Below are 21,366 nucleotides of genomic sequence, written 5' to 3'. Positions count from 1 at the left end.
GTCTGGAAACAAACTAGATATGACAAGGAACGTTAATTTCAAAGATTAACGTTCCTTTTTGAATATAAATAATTAATCGGCTTATACTACAAAAAACTAACTTAAGTTAGTTTTTTGTAGTATTCGACTTTTATACAAACCATTAAAATATATTTGTGAAAATCAGAGTTTTTTCCAGACACTTTTTTATTTATTTTCTGTTTCAGAAATTTCGTTTAATGCGTCACGTTGTTTCTTTTGATCGACATGCGTATACAAATCAGTCGCTGAGGTACCTTTTTGACCAAGCTGCTGTGCTACAAGCACCTGGTCCTTAGTCACGCCATAGAGCTCAGAAGCAAGCGTATGACGCAATTTATGTGGCGTCAGCGGGTGGCCGAAGCTAGCAGAATACTTGTTGACCATTTTTTCAATCGCGTTAGTGGTCATTCTTTTTGTTTGCTGGTGCCACCGCGTTAAGAAAAATGCCGTTTCTTTCTTAGTAGTAGAATAACGCTCACGTCTAACTTTTTGATATTCAATAATATAATCCAAAGTCCATTCGGCAATTGGAACACTGTCGCGCTGACCACCTTTACGAGTTACATCAAGTGTAGCTTTTTTTAAGTTCAAATCTGCCAAGTTAACGCCAGCACATTCAGAAACTCGAATTCCCGTTCCTAAAATCAAGGCAATAATTGCCATATCGCGTTCTTTATTGATTTTGAAGGCTGGCAATGCCTGCTTATTGCAGTGCTGCTCGTACTCATTTTCAATAAAATCAAGAAACTGATATTTTAATTTACCAATGTACATGTGTGATTCAAGAATATGCGCCCGATAATTCAACGTCTTAGTATTATTAAGTGAGTCGATTTTGAGCATGACATTGCGTTCAAAGTAGGGCTGACCATCATTGTTATCAGCTGTAATCGTTAAAAACTTAAATAGGGAGCGTAAGGCATTAATTGACCGATTAATCGTTGTCGGTGAATTTAAATGTCCCTGTTGATTTTTCACGTGCCCCAAATAGTTAATGTACAGCATAATATCATTGCGCCGTAAATTAGCCAGTGTGTCAACACTCATCTGACTATTATCTGGTGCAGATGAGATTCCTTCTTGACGCAGCCAGTCAAAAAAGCGCCGAATTTCTGTTAAATATTGATATGTTGTCGTTAACGAATGGGTAGTACCAAAATTGTACTCCTTGACAAAATCCGGCATACCTTTAAGCTCAGCTTCAATTAAGTCTAAATACTTTTTAGTTTCCACAAATCTATTCTCCTTAAAAAGTTGATTACATTTAATAATTATAAAGCAAAAACAGAATGTATGTTCGAATTTTGGATTATGAAAGTGCTATAAGCGAGCAGAGGAGGGAGACTAGCGGGCTTAACGAAGTAAGTTGTAGCAAATAACTTTTGTTAAAAATAAATTCAGTCTTTATAGATATTTTTATGAATTTTAAAAATTATCTATATCTATAAGTAATTAAATAAGTTCAGTTAGTTAAAACAATTTAGCTAAAAAACACTGATACTTAGCCGTTTATACCTATCATTAAAATTATAGTTTTAATGATAGCAATTCAACAAAACTTAATACCGACACTCACAATTAAATTAATTACTCATTTATATACAAAATACAAATCATATAAATCCTTGCATAAAAAATTCAATCATTACCACTTTGTACTTTAATTACTTACCAGCAATTAACAAATTCAAACTAACTAGATTAACAGGTAATCAGTTATCAGCCAAAATAATTTCATTTGATTGTAGAATTACGTTCTCAGCAGTTATAAATAAAGCTTGTAAGAATACAAATTGAATCTTTGTATCAAAATACAGTTACTTAATCTAATTATTTACAATAGGCCATAATTTAAAGCCAGTCAGCGCTAACTCTTCTTGAAAATAATTATTTTTCTAATTAACTTTACATAATATATATTATACGAAGTTATATCTAGAATAATTTTAGTATTTACTCTTTTATATTCTTCTTCTCGACTGTTACCCCATAATTTTTTCTTACAAAGATAATAGCTGCTTAATTGTTGATTTTACTGGATAAATTTGGCAAAACAAGTTACTGACCACGCTAAGTTTACCAGATCAAAATTAATAATTACTTACTTAAACCAAGTAATTATTTAATTTGAAAGTCATTTAAGGATCCTATATTTTAAAAATTGTAAAATTTAAGCGATTACTAGGTAAAAATTAAATACATGGCATTTAATAATTAACTATACTTTAATCTTTTTGTTTAACTTTCCCATGTGACAAGCAATTACGCCATTTAAGATAATATTTGCCACTTTTTTCCTTTTTTATTTTAAGTTGAATTTTTCTAGGTGCATTTTTATTTAAATTTTCAGCAAAATGTCCTACAATACTATCTGGGGTTTTTAAAAATAATTTTTAATTTCAAATCGGTTACTTGAAATTAAAGATTATACTTATTATACTTATTATTTTTTGAAAGGGTTGATTTATTCCATGAGTATAAATTTAGGAAAAGAAATATGCCGTCGACGACGTGAACAAAAATTGACACAGGAGGATCTCGCTGAATTAAGTGATTTGTCAGTTAACTTTATTTCACGTCTTGAGCGTACTAAGAACCAAAACATTAGTATTCAAAAGCTTGATTCAATTGCCAGAGCTTTGAATACAACAACACCAGATATTATCATGAACGCTTACCGCTTCAAAGAAGTTAAGGTAGAAAATCATCAAGATAATACTCCAGTTTTCATCAAGAAGGTTCTTAACGAATTAAGAAAAATGGCTCCTGAAAAGGCTGAACGTGTATGCAAGTCTTTCATTATCTTAGCCAAAGAAATTAACAAAGACTAATTTTTAAAAATCAAAAAAGACGAAGTAGGATTAATTCCCTACTTCGTCTTTTTGTTAGCCAATTTTAGTTAAAAGCTTCAGTCAACGGTGGAACAACTTGCTTCTTACGCGAAACAACTCCCGGTAAGCTGATTTCTGAGTCTGTAACCTTACCAAATGCTTTTTCAAATGCTGCTTGAGCCTCATCTGAACCAACTACAAGCGCAGTTGAATCAGAATCAAGAACATTGGTAATTAACAGCATAAACATGTCGTAGTTATTAGCATCTGATGCTGCCTGCATTGCCTTCAAGAAGGCATCCTTGCGTTCCATTGCTTCCGGCAGATCAACAACGTTAATTTGAGCAACCCGAACGTTCTTGCCATTAAGTGAAAAGCTCTTGGCATCTAAGTCAATTAAGTCTTCTTCTGACTTAGATGCAATGTTAGTACCAGCCTTTAATTCATCAAGACCATAAGTCTTGTAATCAACACCAGCTATTTTAGCTAAAGCCTCAACAGCGTCGCGGTCGTCATCAGTAGTAGTTGGCGACTTGAGCAGCAAAGTATCAGAAATAATTGCTGACAACATAATTCCCGCGATGTTTTGCGGAATTTCAACACCAAAGTGCTTGTACAACTTCCACATAATTGTACTTGTACAACCAACAGGTTCTGCTAAATAAAACAATGGTGCACTAGTATCAAAGTTCATAATCCGGTGGTGGTCAACAACATGCGTTACCGTCACTTGATCAATGTCAGAGACACTCTGTTGCGGCTCATTATGGTCGACCAGCATTACTTTGTCAACCTCATTAGCAGCAGTCTTAATTACTCGTGGTGCTTCAAAACCAAACTTATTTAAAGCATAAGCAGTTTCATCATTAGGTTCGCCAAGTGCTACAGCTTCAGTGTTAAAACCCAACTTGTTTTGCAAGTATGAGTAAGCTATTGCGGTACCAATCGCATCAGTATCAGGATTTTGGTGACCAAAAACTAACTCTTTTTCCATTAATCTTCCTCTTTCTTCTTTTATAAAATTTATCGTTCTATTCTATTTTAGCTAATAGACGTTATTTATCCAAGAAATTTTTAAATTCGGTCAAAATATTATTGATCCGAGGAACAGCCTTTTTACCTTTACGATAAACTAATGAAACAGTAAATGGCTCAACTTCTTTTAAATAAATTGGTGTCAACTTAATCTCATCTTTATGAGCTTGGTAATATGCCTCACTGATAAATGTATCGTAATCAGTTTCTTGAGCCGTCTTAATTAATTGCTCTGTTGATGACAAGCTGATTGGAACAGTTAAGCAGTTCTTGATGTTAGTCTTATTACTCAGCTTTTTCTTCATTAATTGAGTTAAGTAAAAACCATCTGGATAAGCAACCCATTCACGGTGGGCAAAGCGAGAAATCGGATATGACTGCCCTGCCTCAACTGTATCCTTATGTGTTAAGACCGTTAATCGATCTTCATAAACCGTTGTGTGCTCGTATTGATTCTGCAATTCAGCCTGGCTCTTCTTGGTACTGTCAGGCCAGAACATAACTGCCATATCAATTAAGTTATTATCTAAGCTATACCATAAATTTTTGCGGTCATAGTAAGTCACATTAAGAACAATATCAGGATTCTTTTGGTTGAAACCAACCAAGAACTTGCGCAATATTTCTGAATTAATGCTATCCAAAATACCAATTGAGATTTGACCTTTATCAGCTTGAGTAAACTCTTGAATGTCGCTTACAACTGAGTTAATTGTATTTAATAGCTTAATAGCACCCGTCTGCAGTTCTTTACCAGCTTCAGTTAAATAGAGCTTCTTCCCCATTTGACCAAACAGCGGTGTTCCAATTGAATGCTCAATCTTTTTGATTTGCTGCGTCAGCGCAGGTTGTGTAATGCCCAATATTTGAGCGGCCTGCGTATAATTCATTGTATCGATTAGTTGTAAAAAATAATGTAATGACTTTGTTGAAAGTATTGTATCTGTTTTAGGCATGTAAAAAACTTCCTCTATCTTAGTAAGAATATATTTACATGTATTATCAGATAAAATCGCGCTCATGTCAAAGCATAATTTAAAATATTTTACAAATTTATAAACGATTTTTGAAATTTTTATTTATAAGTTGTAAGCCCTTCAACTATTTACGATTTAACGGCTGTCCCAAAATCAGATCAACAGGTTGACCATCACTTACTGTATCAATTACAAACGATCCATTTGAGTAACGATCTCCCAACGGATAATCATTAGTTTGCAAAGTTACTTTTCTTTTACTACTAGAAACAATTATTAAAATATGATTTTGACCGTAAGATACTAATGCTGAAATCCGATGGGGCTTTGTCTTTAACTCACGTAGAACGAGCACGCCTCGTTTAGCACGCGAAACCTTATTAATCAACTTAACTTTGAATTGCTTAAAAGCACCTCGTTGTGTAATCAAACCAACTTTAATTAAGTCAAGATATTCAGGAGCAACTAAGATGTAGGACACAATAAAATCATCATCCTTCAAATTAACTGATTTAACTCCAACAGCTTTAGCTCCAGATGTTGGTATTTCACTTACGTCATAGCGAACAGCATAAGCATCATGTGTGAATAAGATGATTTCTGCCTTTGTATCAGGTTGAACAACATCAACACGGACCACTTGGCTTGCCTGTGACTTCATCTTCATAGCAGCCATTGCTCTAGAACGATATGTCCTAGTTGGTTGTAAATTAGCCAGTTCTAGTTGCTTAATATAGCCATCATTAGTAGCTAGCAGGAAGTTAATATTCTTGTCCAATTTATCAAACGCAAAGACGTGAATTATCTGTTCTTCACTTGGTAAACCGATTTCTTGCGACAGGTGCTGCCCTGTTTCTTTCCATTTTGCTTCAACGAGCTCGTGAACCGGCCGATAGATGACATTCCCACGATTAGTAAACAGATATAAGTTAGCTAAAGTTGAAATTGTCTTTTCAAAGACAACGTCGTCACCATCAGGTAAGCCGTTTTCTGCATCATCGCTTGATTGCCATGAACGTAAGGAAGAGCGCTTTAAATAACCATCATGACTAATTAAAACCCGAACTTGTTCATCAGCAACCAATGCTTTCTCATCAATTTGAATTTTAGCAGTGGCAGTAGAAATTGTTGTTCGCCGCGGATTACCAAATTCTCGTTTAACAGCTGATAACTCGCGAATAATTTCTTTTTCTAAGACCTTCTTATCAGATAACAATTGCTGATATTGATCAACCTTTTTATTTAAATCAGTTTGTTCCGCAATTAAAGCATCAACATCAGTATTGGTTAAACGATACAGCTGCAAAGATACAATGGCTTCTGCCTGTCTTAGTGTAAAGTCAAATTCAGCCATCAAATTTTTCTTAGCATCCACCTTATTCTTGGATGCCCGAATAACCTTAATTACTTGATCCAAGATGTCCATTGCGTGAATTAGACCCTGAATGATTTCTAACCGGTTTTGTGCCTTATTTAAATCAAACTTGGTCCGCTTAATCACAACGTCCTTTTCATGGTCAAGGTAGGAAGCCAAAATATGCTTTAAGCCAACTTGAACGGGCGTCATATTATCAATTGCAACCATGTTAAAGTTATAAGACACCTGTAGCTCGGTATTCTTGAACAGATAGTTCAAGATATTTTGCGCGTCAGCATCTTTCTTAAGCTCAACAACAATTGATAAACCATGCCGGTCGGTTTCATCGCGAACTTCTGCAATCCCGTCAATTTCCTTATTAAGACGGATTTCATCCATCTTCTTAACCATCAAAGCCTTATTGACGGCAAATGGAATTTCGGTAATTACGATTTCTTGCCGATGACCACGGATTTCTTGAATTGAAGTCTTAGCCCGCACCTGGATACGGCCGCGCCCAGTCTCATAAGCCTCGCGCAATCCCTTTTGGCCCATGACAATTGCACCAGTAGGAAAATCGGGCCCCTGAACATACTTCATTAAGTCATCTAGCGTGGCATCTGGGTGCTTTAATAAATATATCGTGGCATCAATTACTTCTGACAGATTGTGTGGCGGAATATCTGTGGCATATCCTGAGGAAATCCCCGTTGAACCATTAACTAGCAGGTTGGGGAATCTTGCCGGTAACACCGTCGGTTCATATTCCGTATCATCGAAATTAAGCACCATATTGACGGTTTCTTTGTCAATGTCCTGCAATAGCATATTAGAAATCTTGTTCAGCCGCGATTCCGTATAACGCATGGCAGCTGGACCATCACCATCCATTGAACCATTGTTACCGTGCATTTCAACTAACGGCTCACGCATTTTCCAGCCTTGTGATAAGTGAACCAGCGCGCCATAAATGGAACTGTCGCCGTGGGGGTGAAAATTACCCATGATATTTCCTACAGCCTTGGCTGCTTTTTTAAATGGCTTGTCGTACGTGTTGTTATCCTGATACATTGCGTAAAGGATTCTTCTTTGCACTGGTTTCAAGCCATCACGAATATCCGGCAGAGCCCGTTCCTGAATGATGTATTTGGAATATCGCCCAAATCGTTCACCCATGACCTGCTCAAGCGGCATTTCACGAATTCGTTCTTTTATCGCCATTAATTAAAAACCTCTTTACTCATTTTCTTCTTCTAAGATTGACGCGTTCTCGCCCATTCTAAATTTAACGTTCTGTTCAATCCATTTCCGTCTAGCAGCAACCTTATCACCCATCAAAGTCGTAACTCGGCGTTCAGCAAGGGCTGCATCATCAATTTTCACCCGAATTAGCATTCTTGATTCTGGGTTCATAGTCGTTTGCCACAATTGTTCGGCGTTCATTTCACCTAAACCTTTAAATCTTTGTAAAGCATAGCCGCGACCCATATTCTTCTCATCAGTTGCTAACTCTTCATCAGTCCAAGAATACTTAACCCGTGCTTTTTTACCGCGGCCCTTTTGCAGACGATAAAGAGGTGGCAGAGCAATATAGACCTTGCCTTGCTCAATCATCGGTCGCATGTACCGGTAGAAAAATGTCAGCAGCAAAATTTGAATATGCGCACCATCATCATCAGCGTCCGTCATGATAATTACTTTATCGTAATTAGAGTCTTCGACCTTAAATTCGGCACCAACACCAGCACCAATGGTATAAATCATGGTGTTAATTTCTTCATTTTTAAAAATGTCTTGTAATTTAGCCTTTTGGGTGTTTAAGACCTTGCCCCGCAGCGGCAAAATTGCCTGAAATCTGCGGTCGCGACCTTGTTTAGCAGAACCACCGGCAGAATCACCCTCGACCAAAAATAACTCATTCTTTTTGGGATTACGTGACTGCGCTGGGGTTAACTTACCGGACAAGACTTCTTTCTTGCGGCGTTTTTTACCATTGCGGCTCTCGTTACGCGCTTTCTTAGCTGCTTCACGGGCGTCTCGTGCTCGCTGTGCCTTTTTAACAAGGTCTTGGGCTAACTCACCGTTTTCCATTAAGTAGTACGACATCTGCTCGTAAACGAGCGTATCAACTACCGAACGAGCTTGTGGTGTTCCTAGTTTACCCTTAGTCTGACCTTCAAACTCAAGCAATTCTTCCGGAATTTTAACTGAAAGAACAGCACTGAGACCTTCACGGTAATCTGAGCCATCAATATTTTTATCTTTTTTACCGAGCAAGCCTTGTTTTTTGGCATAATCGTTAAAGGCACGAGTGAAACCGCTGCGGGCACCAACTTCATGAGTACCACCATCAGAGGTTCTGACATTGTTAACAAATGAAACCAAGTTTTCTGAATAGCTGTCACTATATTGACCGCTAAACTCAACTTCCATCCCGTCCTGTTTGCCTTCAAAATAAAACACATCGTTCAGAGTATCTTTGCCCTCATTCAAGTAGGACACAAAGGACTTAATCCCATCGTCATACTTAAAATCATCATGATGCTCCGGCTCACGTTCATCATTTAAGATAAAACGCACGCCCTTTAACAAAAAGGCGGACTCACGAATCCGTTCCTGAATTGTCTCGTATTTATACTTAGTAGTTGAAAAGATAGTTTCGTCAGGCTTAAAAGTAATGGTTGTGCCGTCTTTTTCTTTGGTTTTACCCAGCGACTTTAAAGTTCCTACTGGATGACCACCATTAGCAAATTCTTCCTCATAAGCTTTGCCGCCACGCACAACTCTAACTTTCAGATAACTGGACAGAGCGTTGACAACTGAAGACCCAACACCATGCAGACCACCTGATGTCTTATAGTTTTGTTCGGTAAATTTACCACCGGCATGCAAAACGGTCAAGATAACTTCAATCGTTGGTTTCCCCGATTTGTGCATCCCCGTCGGCATCCCCCGACCAAAATCACGCACAGTTACGCTATTATCCCGATGAATAGTCACGTCAATTTCTTTACCATAACCGGCCATTGCCTCATCAACTGAATTATCGACAATTTCATAAACCAATTGATTCAAGCCGTGTATATCAGTTGAACCAATATACATCCCAGGCCGCTTACGAACCGCTTCTAAACCGTGAAGAATCTGAATTGACGAGTCATCGTAAGAATTTGTTTTTTTATTTGTTTTAGCCAAATAAACTCCTCCAGTTATTAAATCATTTAAAAAGTCACCGCATATTACTTAATCTTTGCTAAAATAGCTTTAAGACACTAAGAGAGCAGGATTTAAATGATAAATTTGAAATTATTACTGGTATTTATTCTAGCATACTTAATTGGATCCTTCCCGACGGGGGTAATCATTGGCAAACTATTTTTCCATGAAGACATCCGCAACTATGGCTCGGGAAACATCGGTACCACCAACTCATTTCGGGTTCTGGGACCACTTGCCGGCAGCTTTGTGCTCGTCGTTGATGTCCTTAAGGGGACACTTGCAACTTGCTTGCCGCGCCTCTTGCATCTAGGAGCACCTAAGTATGTCTTATTAATTTGTGGCGGGCTGGCTGTTTTAGGACATACCTTTTCAATTTTCCTTAAATTTAAAGGAGGCAAGGCGGTTGCGACTAGCGCCGGTGTCTTTTTAGGCTACAATCTCCAATTCTTTGGCGTTTGTGCGGTAATCTTCTTACCGTTAGTCTTTATTACATCGTATGTTAGCCTATCAAGCCTAATTTCGATTACCGCAATTTTTATCGCGACATTTTTCTTTCACGATATTTTCTTAACCGTAATCGCGGGCGTCATGCTCATTATTCTTTTTACAAGACATCGAGATAACATTAAGCGCCTTGAGCATCACAATGAGAATATTATTCCCTTTGGTCTGCTTTATTGGTATAAGAAACGCCACCACAAATTATAAACTAGAAATAAATACAGCCAGTTAAACATTAGTTTACTGGCTTTTATATTATAGCTATTCGAACAATTGTTCGCAAGTGCTAATTATAATTAAAAAGAGACACATAAGTGTCTCTTTTTTTGCTTAATTTTGATCATGAAAAGCCATACCAAAACCAGCCGTAAAAGTAGCATCATGAGCTAAATGGTTCATCCCATATTTGTCTTCCAACTTACCATTAGTATCACTTCTGTCAGCAATTCCCCACCACGGCTCGATACATACATAATCGGCTGTTTGCGGATACTGCGACCAAGCACCAACAAATGGTGCATCCCGCAGCCAAACATTAACGTGAAAAGCACTCGTCTCCGTTTTAAGGGACACTTTATTATCATGCCCTTTCATTTGAAAAATCAGAGCATCATTCTTAAATAAATGATCGCTTAACGTAATCAGGCTATTGGTAGAAGCAAGAGACCGATTATCCCAATCAAGATATGAACCCTTTAATGGAATTTGCACTCTAGCAACCGAAGGCTTCGTACTAAAGTAGTAATCTTCCTTACTAATCGAATTAGTTGTTGGAATATTAAATCCCGGATGACCACCAATACCAAAAATCATTTCACCAGCAGACTTATTTGTCACACTGAAATTTTCTTCAAGCAAATTATTCAACAAATTATAATTGACCCGTAATTCAAACTTAAACGGATAAATCTTCCTTGTTTCTTGAGTATCTTTTAGCAAAAAGGTAATGCTCTCAGTGGTCTGTTGCTCGACACTAAATTCCATATCACGAGCAAAGCCATGTTGCGTCATGTGATAGGTCTTACCCTGATAAGTGTACTCATCATTTTTAAGCCGACCAACAATTGGAAACAATACCGGCGCATGACGACCCCATACATTGGGGTCTGCCTGCCAGAGATATTCATAACCACTATGCTGACTTTTAATGCTTTGCAATTCGGCACCCTTGCTCGAAATAACAACTTGTAAAATTGTATTTTTGATAATGTAGTTCATCTTACTCATCATCCTTTGTTAAAGAATAAACTTAGTCAAATCTTTATTTGTTATTATATCACTAAGTTTTTCATTAACATATGCTTCAGTCACGGTAATTTCACCCATTTCCATGTCTGGGCCTTCATACAACACATCTTCAAGCAATTTTTCAAGGATAGTTGCCAGCCTTCTTGCCCCGATATTGTCTGTTCCTTGATTAACGTCGTAGGCAATTTGCGCGATGCGAGCAATGGCTTCTTGTGTAAAGATTAATTTGATACCGTCTGCATGCAGCAAGGCAACATATTGCTCCAACAGTGAGTCTGCTGGGTCTTTTAAAATTTTAACGAAGTCATCTTTAGACAAAGCATCTAACTCAACTCTAATTGGAAAACGTCCTTGTAATTCAGGAATCAAATCACTTGGCTTAGTTTCTGCGAACGCTCCTGCAGCAATAAACAGAATATGATCGGTGGAAACTGGGCCGTATTTTGTCTGCACAGTTGAACCTTCGACGATTGGCAAAATATCACGTTGCACACCTTCACGAGAAACATCGCCGGAATTTTTCTTATTGCCTGAAGTAATTTTATCAATTTCATCAATAAAAATAATGCCGTTGTTAGTTGTACGCTCAATTGCCTTTTGATAAAGAGTATCGTAATCTATCAGCTTGTGTGATTCTTCTTGAATTAAGACTTCACGCGCATCTTTGACCGGTAAAGTCCGCTTAACCTTCTTCTTAGGAACTAAGTCACTCAGCATTGAGCTCATATCAAGACCCATTTGGCCCATCACGTCGCCCATTGGGTTAACTTTTGGTGCCTGCTCAACCTCAATTGTTACTTCACGGTTCTCTAATAAGCCTTTATTCAGCTGCTCGGAAACTGTCAACCGCTGATTGCGAATATCATCTGTTACTTCTTCTTGGTCAGTAGGTTGCTTATCAGTTTGACTGCTGCCCATTAACATCGACATCATATCTTGCATTTCTTGCATCTGATTTTGGCGCTTTTCATGCTTAATCCCGGGAACCAATAACCGAACCAAAGTCTTATTAGCTTCCTTAGCAGCTTGAGCACGGACGCGGTCAAATTGATCCTTTTCTTCCATGCGGACAGCTTCATTGACTAAATCGCGCACCATTGATTCAACATCGCGGCCAACATAGCCAACTTCGGTAAACTTAGTTGCCTCAACCTTAACAAAGGGAGCCTGAACAATTGCAGCAAGCCGCCGAGCAATTTCCGTCTTACCAACACCGGTAGGACCAGCCATCAGCAAATTCTTAGGTGTGATGTCCTCCTGCATTTTCTTTGGCAATTGCATGCGGCGATAGCGGTTATATAGGGCAATCGCCACTGCCTTTTTTGCCTCATCTTGCCCAATAATGTACTCATTTAGCAAATTAACAATTTGTTTTGGCGTTTTTGTTTCCATGAATTTTTCTCCTAATTAGAGTTCGTCCGTAATAATTTGATTATCAGTAAAAATATCAATTCCTGAAGCAATTTCCACTGCTTCATGAGCAATTTCTTCAGCAGACATCCCTGTTGAGTGTCTTGTCAAAGCGATTGCAGCAGCCTGAGCAAAGTTACCACCAGAACCAATTGCGACAACATTTTCGTCTGGTTCCAGCACTTCACCATTTCCAGAAATCAGCAACAAATCCTTTTCATCAAATGCAATCAGCATTGCTTCTAGCTTTTGCAGAGTAGGATCTTTACGCCATGATTGGGCCATCTCAACGGCAGCACGACGTAAGTCGCCGCCAAAGGCTTCTAGTTTGCCCTCCAACATGTCCTGCAAGCTAACCGCATCCGCAACTCCGCCGGCAAAGCCGATCACAACGCGGTCATGATAGATCCGCCGGATCTTTTTAGCTGTTGCCTTGGCAATTACCTTTTCGCCTAAGGTAACTTGACCGTCACCAGCGATTGCTGTTTTACCATTAAATTTTACTGAACAAATTGTTGTCATTATTTTGCCTCATCTTTCTGATTATTACGAGTGAAAAATTGCTCGTAATTAGCCTGTAAGTGGCTCATTGTAACGTGGGTATAAATTTGCGTTGTTGACAAGTTCGCATGTCCCAGTAACTCCTGCACGCTGCGCAGATCGGCGCCATTGTTAAGCATTGCCGTTGCAAAGGAGTGACGCAGTTCATGGGGATGCACCTTACCGCTGACCCCAGCCTTATTAAATACTTTTTGCATCACATATTCAATTCCACGTGATGTGATTGGCTTACCTTGATTATTTAAAAAGACTATTTGCGGATCGGTCTGTTGACCAAGAAGTTGCGACCGGGAGTCGGTTAAATACCGCTTTAATGCTTTTGCAGTTTGCTCATCAAAAGCGACATAACGGTCCTTATTACCTTTACCGTGAACCAAAATCACTTTTAAATCCAAATCTAGCTGTGGTAATTTTAATCCACTAACTTCACTGACCCGCATCCCAGTTGTATAAAACAACTCAAACATCGCGAGGTTACGCACCGTTAGTGGATCACTAGCCGTCAATGTCGCAAAGACCTGCTTCATTTCCGGTGCATAGAAAAATTGGGGCAATTTGCGCGTCTTTTTACGGAGCACAATTGTTTGCGTTGGGTTAGTCTTAACTACCTTCCGCCGTGTTAAAAAGCGATAAAATGACCGTAAACTGGACATTTTACGAGCTTGCGTTGTTCTGGCTAATTTACGCTCTGCAAGATTTTGTAAAAAAATCTCAACATCGCGTTCACTAATTTTTTGCCAAGTTACAAACCCGCCATTAGCCTGCCAAAATGCCTTCGCCTCAAGCAAATCAGTTTGGTAAGACTGAATCGTCTTTGAACTATAATGCCGCTCATTTTGCAAATAAGAAATAAAGCTTTGCAACTCTTGATCCTGCGTTGTCATTTAACCCAAGACTTCCTCTTTAAATTTAGCCAAACTGGCTAAGCCGCGTTCACTAATTTTTTCGTGACGCTCACGCTTATTCCGCACCTTTTTGCCTTCAAGCCCCGGAATCAAGGCAAAACTGGCATTCATCGGTTGGAAGTGTTTAGCACTAGTGGTAGTTACATAATTAGCCATCGAACCAAGAGCTGTTACTTTCGGGAAAGCAACCGGTTCTTCTGCCAGCGCTCTTCTAGCTGCATTAATTCCGGCAACTAAACCACTTCCGGCACTTTCAACGTAACCTTCAACGCCTGTCATTTGTCCGGCAAAGAACAAACCGGGTTGCTTTTTAGCTTCATAGCTAGCCGTCAAGACTTCTGGTGAAGCCATGTAGGTATTACGGTGCATTTTACCATAACGGACAAAGCGCGCATTGGCTAAGCCCGGAATCATTGAAAAAACCCGCTTTTGCTCACCGTATTTCAGATGCGTTTGGAAGCCGACAATGTTGTACATCGAAGCCGCCGCATTATCTTGGCGCAATTGAACAACGGCATACGGCGTTTTACCCGTGTGAGGATCTTCCAAGCCAACTGGCTTTAAGGGACCAAACAGCATTGTTTTACTTCCCCGTGCGGCCATTACCTCAATTGGCATACAACCTTCAAAAACTTCACTATTTTCAAAGCCGTGCATTTCAGCTGTTTCGGCATTGACCAGCTCTTGAGCAAAGCGATCATATTCTTCTTTAGTCATTGGACAGTTTAAATAAGCTGCTTCACCGCGGTCATAGCGGGACTTTTTATAAACAATCTCCTGATCAATTGAATCGGCCGCCACAATTGGTGCTGCTGCATCAAAGAAGTGCAGACTATCGGTTCCAGAAAATTGTTGAATTTTGTCAGCCAGAGCATCACTAGTCAAAGGGCCAGTCGCAATTACCGTAATTCCATCTTGCGGAATTGACGTGATTTCTTCATCATGAAAGGTCACATTAGGCAGTGAATGCAACTTCTGGGTAACATACTCACTAAATTTATCTCGATCAACGGCTAAGGCACCACCGGCTGGAACTTGGGTTCTATCAGCTGCCTCTAAAATAAGTGAATCTAGTTGCCGCATTTCTTCTTTTAATAGGCCTACGGCGTTTGACAACTGGTTAGATCGCATTGAGTTGGTGCAGACTAACTCGGCAAAATTACCAGTCTTATGCGCTGGTGTTAACTTTGTGGGACGCATCTCGTATAAGTCAACTTGAATTCCACGCCTAGCTAATTGCCACGTTGCCTCACTGCCGGCAAGTCCACCGCCAATTACTGTTATATTTTTAGGCATCTTAAGATATTCCTTTTCTAAAAAATATTTCTTCTAAATACAAGAATATCATCAAACCATGCCTGACTTGATGATATTAACTTAAATTTAACTTTCTTTTACGGCGCCTTCATCCTTAGGCTCCTCTTTATAGTCACCGTTAGGACACAGAACAACCAAGCCCTTCTTGTTTTTCTTTTCAACCAAAAAGTGACCATCATTAGGGCAATTGCGACCAATCGGTTTATCCCATGAGACAAAGTCGCATTCTGGATAACGCGAGCAACCAAAGAATTTGCGGTTACGCTTGGATTTCTTTTCAACAACATCCCCCTTGCCACATTTAGGACAAGTTACACCAATCTTCTTGACAATTGCCTTAGTATTACGGCAATCAGGGAAGCGTGAGCAAGCATAGAACTTGCCATAACGTCCCATTTTAATAACCATTGGTGCACCACAGATGTCACAATTAAAACCAGCGGGTTCATCCTTAATCTGAACTTTCTTGATGTCGGCGTCTGCCTTATCAAGTTCCTTTTTGAAGGGATGATAATATTCGTCAATGACCTTGACCCAATTTTTCTTACCTTCCTCAACGCTGTCGAGGTCATTTTCTAATTGGGCAGTAAAGTCAACGTTAACAATATCAGGGAAAAACTTTTCGATTAAATTATCAACGATTTCACCTAATTCTGTTGGCACAATCGCCTTACCCTCAAGCTTAACATAATAGCGACGCTGAATGGTATCAATAGTTGGCGCATAAGTCGAAGGGCGACCAACGCCGTTTTCTTCAAGTGAATGCACTAGACTAGCTTCGGTATATCTTGCCGGTGGCAAAGTAAAGTGCTGCTTGTTATCCGACTTGGTTAATTTAACTTGATCGCCTTCATTTAAATTTGGTAATTCGATGTTTTTTTCCTGCTGATTATCGTAAACCTTAGTAAATCCGGCAAACTTCATCTTCGAGCCGGTTGTTCTAAAAATAACCCCATTTTGCTCAATATCAGCTCTAACCGTATCATATACAGCCGGCGTCATTTCACTGGCTAAAAATCTGGACCAAATTAGCTTGTACAGTCGATATTGTTCAGTCGTTAAAACTGACTTGAGCGATTCCGGCGTCCGATAAATACTAGTCGGTCTAATTGCCTCATGGGCATCCTGAGCATCTTGAGCATTCTTAAAGTGCCGCTGACCCTTAGCTGCATATTCTTTACCATATTTTTCATTTAAAAACTTCGATGCTTCAGCTTGAGCAATCGGCGACGTCCGCTTAGAGTCGGTTCTCATATAAGTAATTAAGCCGACTGTTCCTGATTTACCAAGGCTAATTCCTTCATAAAGCTGTTGGGCAATACTCATTGTTCGCCGAGTACGGTAATTGAGCCGCTTGTTAGCTTCCTGTTGCATTGTGGAAGTTGTAAATGGCGCAGCTGGTTGCCGGCGGCGTTCACGAGCAACAACTTTGCTGACGGTGAATGCCTTTTTCTTATCGATTTTAGCTAAAACTTCCTTAACGGCATCGTTATTTGGCAGTTCCTTCTTTTTACCATCAACACCCCAAAATTGTGATTTGAATGCTTTGCGTTCCTTTTTAAATTCAGCATCAATTGACCAGTATTCTTCCGGTTTGAAATTTTTAATTTCTTTTTCCCGGTCAATTACTAACTTTAAGGCAACTGACTGAACACGACCAGCACTCAAACCCTTTTTAACCTTATCCCATAAAATTGGTGAGAGTGAATAACCAACAATCCGGTCTAAAATTCGCCGTGCCTGCTGGGCGTTAACCGTGTCCATATCAATTGCACGGGGATGCTTGAAGCTCTCCTTAACTGCATCCTTAGTAACCTCATTGAAAGTTACCCGGTTCTTAGCTGTATCGTCAAGATTTAACGCATGAGCTACATGCCAAGCAATTGCTTCTCCTTCACGGTCGGGGTCGGATGCTAGATAGACATCTTTAGCCTTTTTTGCTTCTGATTTTAATTCCTTAATTGTATCGCCTTTACCCCGAATGGAAATATATTTCGGCTTGTAATTATTGTCAAAATCAATTCCCATTTGTGATTTTGGCAAGTCGCGAATATGCCCCTTAGAAGCAATTACCCGATAATTACGCCCCAAATATTTTTCAATCGTCTTGGCTTTTGCCGGCGATTCTACAATTACTAATGTTTTTTTACGTTTTTTTGGCTTTGACTTAGTAGGCATCAAATGCCTCCTCATTAAAATTCTATTTTTTAAAAATACTATTCTGAGAATAGAATATTTAATGGCTAGTTGTCAAATCTTTCATTTAATTTAAAATCTGTTATCGGGTTAGCACCCACTGCAATCAACCTATTTGGTCCCGCTGATAATGGACTAGTAATCGGCCCGGGGACAGCATAGACATTGCGATTTTCCTGCAGTGCCAAGTTAGCCGTGATTAAGGAGCCCGACTTTTCCTTAGCTTCCGTTACCACGACACTTTCCGCAAGTCCCGCTAGAATACGGTTGCGCTCAGGAAAGCGAAAAGGACGCGGCGGTGTATCTGGTAAATATTCACTTAAAATCAGCCCCTTTTGCATAACTTGCTCCTGCACGTGGTGGTTAACCATTGGATAATAATGATTTAAGCCGTTACCGACAACAGCAATTGTCTTACCATGATTTTGTAAAGTGGCTTGATGTGCCAAGACATCGACGCCTTTAGCTAGACCACTGGCAATTACCACATGGTTATTAACTAAATTTGGTACGAGTTGAGCCAAAACCCGCTGACTATACACCGTTGCCTGTCGCGAGCCAACAATTGTCACAATTCTTTTTTGTAGTAGGGTAATATCGCCACGCGCAAATAAAATTAAGGGCGGCTGATATATCTGCCGCAATTGCTCGGGATAATTATCATCAAAAAAGCTGATTACCTGACACTGCTTTTTAATTCGCTTAATCACCTTGCCAAATTTTTCAAGTCTATAGGCAGCCAAGCTAGCTTCTTTGACAGCTGCAGGTAAGGTCATTTGCTTAATTGTTTGTACAGTGACCTGATCATCGTCCAGTTGACTGGCAACTTGCAGCATCTTGACATAACCAAGTCCCTTTTGTAATTTCAGGCGTAACAAAAAATTTGTTTTTTCCATTAAAAAAGCCTCCTAATTACAAATACGTAAAAAAGGAGGATATATTCTATTTTGTTTTAAAAAAGTCACTAACTGGTGCAAAAGTCTTGCGGTGAATTGGTGTTGGCCCGTACTTTTCTAAAGCAGCAAGATGGGCACTAGTGCCGTAACCGGCATTATGCGCAAATTGATATTGCGGGTAAATTTTGCCGTAATCGGTCATCAAGCGATCACGAAAGACCTTCGCTACAATCGAGGCTGCCGCAATCGAATTTGACTTAGCATCCCCCTTGATCAGGCGCACTTGCGGTAAATTAACGGGGACATTCATTGCATCGACTAATAATGCATCGGGCCTGCAATCAAGCTCCTTGACAGCTTGCGCCATTGCCAAACGGTCTGCTTCATAAATATTAATCTCATCGATTACTTGGGCACTTTTAACGCCCACAGCAACACTAACTGCTTCTTGCAAAATCTTCGGGTATAATTCCTGCCGCTTTTGTGGACTTAGCTTCTTAGAATCATTCACATCAAGCAAATCAAAATTGGCATCAATAATCACTGCGGCCGTGACTACCGGCCCAGCTAATGGCCCGCGACCAACTTCATCTACACCAGCCACAATTTGCCCCTTAGCCCAAAATTGTCGTTCATATTGCATTCTGGTTAAAAAGGCAGCCTGTTTTTGCGCTGATTTTTTCTGCCGGCGATAGTAACTTGCCAATAGCTTTTGAACGCCTGTACGTGGGTCAGCTTTGAGAGCAGCTAATTCTTCTCCACTAACTTTATCTGAAAGCAGCTGCTTTATTTCTTTAATTGTCATGGGCGGTCCAGCGTAATTCTACCAACCTTACCCTTACGCAGACGCTGCAGCAAGTATAACGAAAAGCGGTCATAGTCGTCCCGCATCCCATAAACCTCAGTCATCGCTAGCAATAAGTCAGTGTCATTAATTTGCGTAATTTGATCCTTAGTTGTTCGGGCAAATTTAGCTAAATCAGCGAGATAATATTTGCGTAAATTTTTCAGTAAAAATAGCGCCACATCATCAGCGTGAAAAATGCTGTCCTTAATTGCGCCAAAAGCTGCTAATTTATAACCGACTTCTTGATCGTCAAATTTAGGCCACAAAATTCCCGGTGTATCCAAAATTTGAATATTGCTTTGCGTCTTAAGCCAAGTTTGACCTTTGGTTACCCCCGGCTTATTTCCAACAGCAGTCACATTTCGGCCAACTAACCGGTTAATAATTGTTGACTTACCACAGTTAGGAATACCAGCAAGGGCAATTCTAATCACCGGATTAGAAGCTCCCTTGGCCTCCAATTTAGCAATTTTATCAGCCGCCGCCTTTTTAACCATCCGAACTAACACCTGCATGTTGGTATTATGCAGTGAGTCTATCGCCATGACGAATTTGCCTTTTTCCGTAAGCTTTTTTTGCCAAATCTTAGTTAGCACTGGGTCCGCCAAATCCGCCTTATTCAAAATGATTAGGTGCGGCTTAGTACCTACTAACTCCTCAATCATTGGATTTCTTGATGATTGCGGGATGCGCGCGTCTAAAACTTCAACTAAGACATCAATTAAGCCCATCTTGTCTTCAAGCTGGTTGCGCGCCTTGTTCATATGTCCCGGATACCACTGAATTGTCGCCATTTTTTGCCCTCTTTAACACTAAAAAAGCCCCAAATAATGAGGAGCTTGCTTAATACGCCATCTTTTCCCGATACATCTCATAAGCCTGATCAAAAATACTCATACTAGGTAAATAACCCGCATTTAGTTCTAGGTAATCAGATAGCTTTTCGTAATTTTGTTCCTGCTTAGGAAAAGTCTGATCATTCTGAGCATTATTTGCAAACTGTGCGACTTCATCATTTGAATCACTGTCACGCTGCGTCATCAAATAACGATAAAAACTTTCTCGATAAGCCATTATTACTCCGTATAATACAAAATTGCATAAGCACCAAGTCCAGCATGCGTTGCAATTACTGGGCTGGTCTCGCGCACTAGCACATCAATTTTAGAATTAATTTCCTTGATTTTTTGTGCAAAATCCTTTAATTCTTGCGGCACACCATCGAGTGAAACGTAAGAAATACCAACTTCCTTGATTTTATCCTTGTTTGCCTCAATATCAGCCAAAACTCGATTATCAAAAGCTAGCGAGAACTTCTTGCCGCGCCCCTTTTTAGCCACTTTTAAATGACCACCCGGCATTTGCAGCTCAATACGAATGTTCAGTAAAGTAGCAATTTTACCAGAAACAGCTCCTAGTCGTCCACCCTTAATGATATTTTCTAAATTAACAATCATCATGCGCAAGCGCTGCGTCTTTTTAATTTGCTCTAGGTGCGCCAAGATTTCTTGAACACTTTGCCCTTTAAGAGTACCCCGAGCAGCTTCTAAAACTTGTAGTCCCTCAGCTCGATCGGTCAATTGAGAATCTACGATACTTACTTGTTCAGCTTTACCTGCAATTTTAACGGCCTGTCTTGCCGCATCAACTGTGCCACTTAAGCCTTTGCCTAAAAAGATACCGATAACGCTACTACCATCAGCAGTTAGCCCATTGATTGTATCAACTAACTGACCAATTGGCGGCTGACTCGTCTTAGGTAATTCTTTTGATGTCGTCATTTTTTCGACAAACTCTTGCCGTGTAATGTCAACGCCATCAACATATGTTTGATCATCAATCGTCACTAATAGTGGAACAACTGTGATATGATATTTCTCGATTTCTTCTGGCGTTAATTGCGCTGAAGAATCCGTCATAATTTTTATCTCTGACAATGTATTTGCCCTCAATTCTAATTCGCGTTACATTTTATGATAAAATGTGAACAATATCAATACTTGCATTATAGCAAAAAACTTTAGTGTAGAAGAAAATGATTGGAC

Annotated in this window: 18 protein-coding genes; 2 read left to right on the top strand and 16 right to left on the bottom strand. The window is 39.6% G+C overall.

All coding sequences use genetic code 11. The features are described from left to right. Positions 1–186 precede the first annotated feature (186 nt). Positions 187–1,254, bottom strand: coding sequence for a tyrosine recombinase XerS (xerS, locus tag OZX76_RS04810; RefSeq protein ID WP_277181426.1), 1,068 nt, complete (start codon positions 1,252–1,254; stop codon positions 187–189). A gap of 1,238 nt (positions 1,255–2,492) precedes the next feature. Here xerS and OZX76_RS04805 point away from each other — a divergent pair. Beyond that, positions 2,493–2,852 (top strand): helix-turn-helix transcriptional regulator, encoded by a 360-nt coding sequence (locus OZX76_RS04805; RefSeq protein ID WP_277132737.1) that lies wholly within the window; start codon positions 2,493–2,495, stop codon positions 2,850–2,852. Between the two features lie 64 nt (positions 2,853–2,916). On the opposite strand, the gene OZX76_RS04800 is transcribed toward OZX76_RS04805, so the two are convergent. The 4 genes from OZX76_RS04800 to parE form a co-directional block, all read right to left on the bottom strand. Continuing rightward, positions 2,917–3,846, bottom strand: coding sequence for a manganese-dependent inorganic pyrophosphatase (locus OZX76_RS04800; RefSeq protein WP_277181423.1), 930 nt, complete (start codon positions 3,844–3,846; stop codon positions 2,917–2,919). 61 nt (positions 3,847–3,907) lie between these two features. After that, a complete protein-coding gene (locus tag OZX76_RS04795; protein ID WP_277181421.1) occupies positions 3,908–4,843 on the bottom strand; it encodes a LysR family transcriptional regulator in 936 nt (311 codons plus the stop codon). Positions 4,844–4,988: 145 nt separating this feature from the next. Beyond that, positions 4,989–7,442 carry a DNA topoisomerase IV subunit A gene (gene parC / locus OZX76_RS04790; RefSeq protein ID WP_277181419.1) on the bottom strand — a complete coding sequence of 818 codons (2,454 nt, stop codon included), beginning with the start codon at positions 7,440–7,442 and terminating at the stop codon, positions 4,989–4,991. Between the two features lie 15 nt (positions 7,443–7,457). Continuing rightward, positions 7,458–9,416, bottom strand: a complete 1,959-nt coding sequence (gene parE / locus OZX76_RS04785) for a DNA topoisomerase IV subunit B (protein ID WP_277181417.1) — start codon at positions 9,414–9,416, stop codon at positions 7,458–7,460. Positions 9,417–9,512: 96 nt separating this feature from the next. Between parE and plsY the strand changes: the two genes are divergently transcribed. Continuing rightward, a complete protein-coding gene (gene plsY / locus OZX76_RS04780; RefSeq protein WP_277181415.1) occupies positions 9,513–10,148 on the top strand; it encodes a glycerol-3-phosphate 1-O-acyltransferase PlsY in 636 nt (211 codons plus the stop codon). A 123-nt stretch (positions 10,149–10,271) separates the two neighbouring features. Here the strand turns inward: plsY and OZX76_RS04775 are convergent, their stop codons facing one another. The 11 genes from OZX76_RS04775 to OZX76_RS04725 form a co-directional block, all read right to left on the bottom strand. Further along, entirely contained in the window at positions 10,272–11,159 is an 888-nt protein-coding gene (locus OZX76_RS04775; protein ID WP_277181413.1) for an aldose 1-epimerase family protein, read from the bottom strand. An 18-nt stretch (positions 11,160–11,177) separates the two neighbouring features. Beyond that, complete coding sequence (gene hslU / locus OZX76_RS04770; RefSeq protein WP_277181411.1) at positions 11,178–12,581, bottom strand: ATP-dependent protease ATPase subunit HslU; 1,404 nt, start codon at positions 12,579–12,581, stop codon at positions 11,178–11,180. Between the two features lie 15 nt (positions 12,582–12,596). Continuing rightward, positions 12,597–13,121 carry an HslU--HslV peptidase proteolytic subunit gene (gene hslV / locus OZX76_RS04765; RefSeq protein ID WP_277132724.1) on the bottom strand — a complete coding sequence of 175 codons (525 nt, stop codon included), beginning with the start codon at positions 13,119–13,121 and terminating at the stop codon, positions 12,597–12,599. Beyond that, positions 13,121–14,044 carry a tyrosine recombinase XerC gene (gene xerC / locus OZX76_RS04760; RefSeq protein WP_277181409.1) on the bottom strand — a complete coding sequence of 308 codons (924 nt, stop codon included), beginning with the start codon at positions 14,042–14,044 and terminating at the stop codon, positions 13,121–13,123. Before xerC ends, hslV begins: the two co-directional genes overlap by 1 nt. Continuing rightward, complete coding sequence (trmFO, locus tag OZX76_RS04755; protein ID WP_277181407.1) at positions 14,045–15,361, bottom strand: methylenetetrahydrofolate--tRNA-(uracil(54)-C(5))-methyltransferase (FADH(2)-oxidizing) TrmFO; 1,317 nt, start codon at positions 15,359–15,361, stop codon at positions 14,045–14,047. 87 nt (positions 15,362–15,448) lie between these two features. Then, on the bottom strand, positions 15,449–17,560 hold the full coding sequence (gene topA, locus OZX76_RS04750) for a type I DNA topoisomerase (RefSeq protein ID WP_277181405.1): 2,112 nt from the start codon (positions 17,558–17,560) through the stop codon (positions 15,449–15,451). A gap of 65 nt (positions 17,561–17,625) precedes the next feature. Then, a complete protein-coding gene (gene dprA, locus OZX76_RS04745) occupies positions 17,626–18,474 on the bottom strand; it encodes a DNA-processing protein DprA (protein ID WP_277181403.1) in 849 nt (282 codons plus the stop codon). A 46-nt stretch (positions 18,475–18,520) separates the two neighbouring features. Beyond that, complete coding sequence (locus OZX76_RS04740) at positions 18,521–19,279, bottom strand: ribonuclease HII (RefSeq protein WP_277181400.1); 759 nt, start codon at positions 19,277–19,279, stop codon at positions 18,521–18,523. Then, entirely contained in the window at positions 19,276–20,115 is an 840-nt protein-coding gene (ylqF, locus tag OZX76_RS04735; protein WP_277181398.1) for a ribosome biogenesis GTPase YlqF, read from the bottom strand. Before ylqF ends, OZX76_RS04740 begins: the two co-directional genes overlap by 4 nt. 49 nt (positions 20,116–20,164) lie before the next feature. After that, positions 20,165–20,395, bottom strand: coding sequence for a YozE family protein (locus OZX76_RS04730; protein WP_277145034.1), 231 nt, complete (start codon positions 20,393–20,395; stop codon positions 20,165–20,167). Between the two features lie 2 nt (positions 20,396–20,397). Then, positions 20,398–21,258 (bottom strand): DegV family protein, encoded by an 861-nt coding sequence (locus OZX76_RS04725; protein ID WP_277181396.1) that lies wholly within the window; start codon positions 21,256–21,258, stop codon positions 20,398–20,400. Positions 21,259–21,366: the final 108 nt, after the last annotated feature.

It is taken from the genome of Lactobacillus sp. ESL0677, assembly GCF_029392875.1.
GTDB lineage: Bacteria > Bacillota > Bacilli > Lactobacillales > Lactobacillaceae > Lactobacillus.
This window is presented reverse-complemented; position numbering and strand designations above follow the sequence as displayed.

Excerpts from the sequence above, each read along its gene's own strand:
- plsY (WP_277181415.1), top strand. The coding sequence starts at position 9,513 with ATGATAAATTTGAAATTATTACTGGTATTTATTCTAGCATACTTAATT.
- OZX76_RS04775 (WP_277181413.1), bottom strand. The coding sequence starts at position 11,159 with ATGAACTACATTATCAAAAATACAATTTTACAAGTTGTTATTTCGAGC.
- OZX76_RS04800 (WP_277181423.1), bottom strand. The coding sequence starts at position 3,846 with ATGGAAAAAGAGTTAGTTTTTGGTCACCAAAATCCTGATACTGATGCG.
- ylqF (WP_277181398.1), bottom strand. The coding sequence starts at position 20,115 with ATGGCGACAATTCAGTGGTATCCGGGACATATGAACAAGGCGCGCAAC.
- topA (WP_277181405.1), bottom strand. The coding sequence starts at position 17,560 with ATGCCTACTAAGTCAAAGCCAAAAAAACGTAAAAAAACATTAGTAATT.
- OZX76_RS04740 (WP_277181400.1), bottom strand. The coding sequence starts at position 19,279 with ATGACAATTAAAGAAATAAAGCAGCTGCTTTCAGATAAAGTTAGTGGA.
- OZX76_RS04730 (WP_277145034.1), bottom strand. The coding sequence starts at position 20,395 with ATGGCTTATCGAGAAAGTTTTTATCGTTATTTGATGACGCAGCGTGAC.
- OZX76_RS04805 (WP_277132737.1), top strand. The coding sequence starts at position 2,493 with ATGAGTATAAATTTAGGAAAAGAAATATGCCGTCGACGACGTGAACAA.
- trmFO (WP_277181407.1), bottom strand. The coding sequence starts at position 15,361 with ATGCCTAAAAATATAACAGTAATTGGCGGTGGACTTGCCGGCAGTGAG.
- hslV (WP_277132724.1), bottom strand. The coding sequence starts at position 13,121 with ATGACAACAATTTGTTCAGTAAAATTTAATGGTAAAACAGCAATCGCT.
- OZX76_RS04795 (WP_277181421.1), bottom strand. The coding sequence starts at position 4,843 with ATGCCTAAAACAGATACAATACTTTCAACAAAGTCATTACATTATTTT.
- hslU (WP_277181411.1), bottom strand. The coding sequence starts at position 12,581 with ATGGAAACAAAAACGCCAAAACAAATTGTTAATTTGCTAAATGAGTAC.
- parC (WP_277181419.1), bottom strand. The coding sequence starts at position 7,442 with ATGGCGATAAAAGAACGAATTCGTGAAATGCCGCTTGAGCAGGTCATG.
- dprA (WP_277181403.1), bottom strand. The coding sequence starts at position 18,474 with ATGGAAAAAACAAATTTTTTGTTACGCCTGAAATTACAAAAGGGACTT.
- xerC (WP_277181409.1), bottom strand. The coding sequence starts at position 14,044 with ATGACAACGCAGGATCAAGAGTTGCAAAGCTTTATTTCTTATTTGCAA.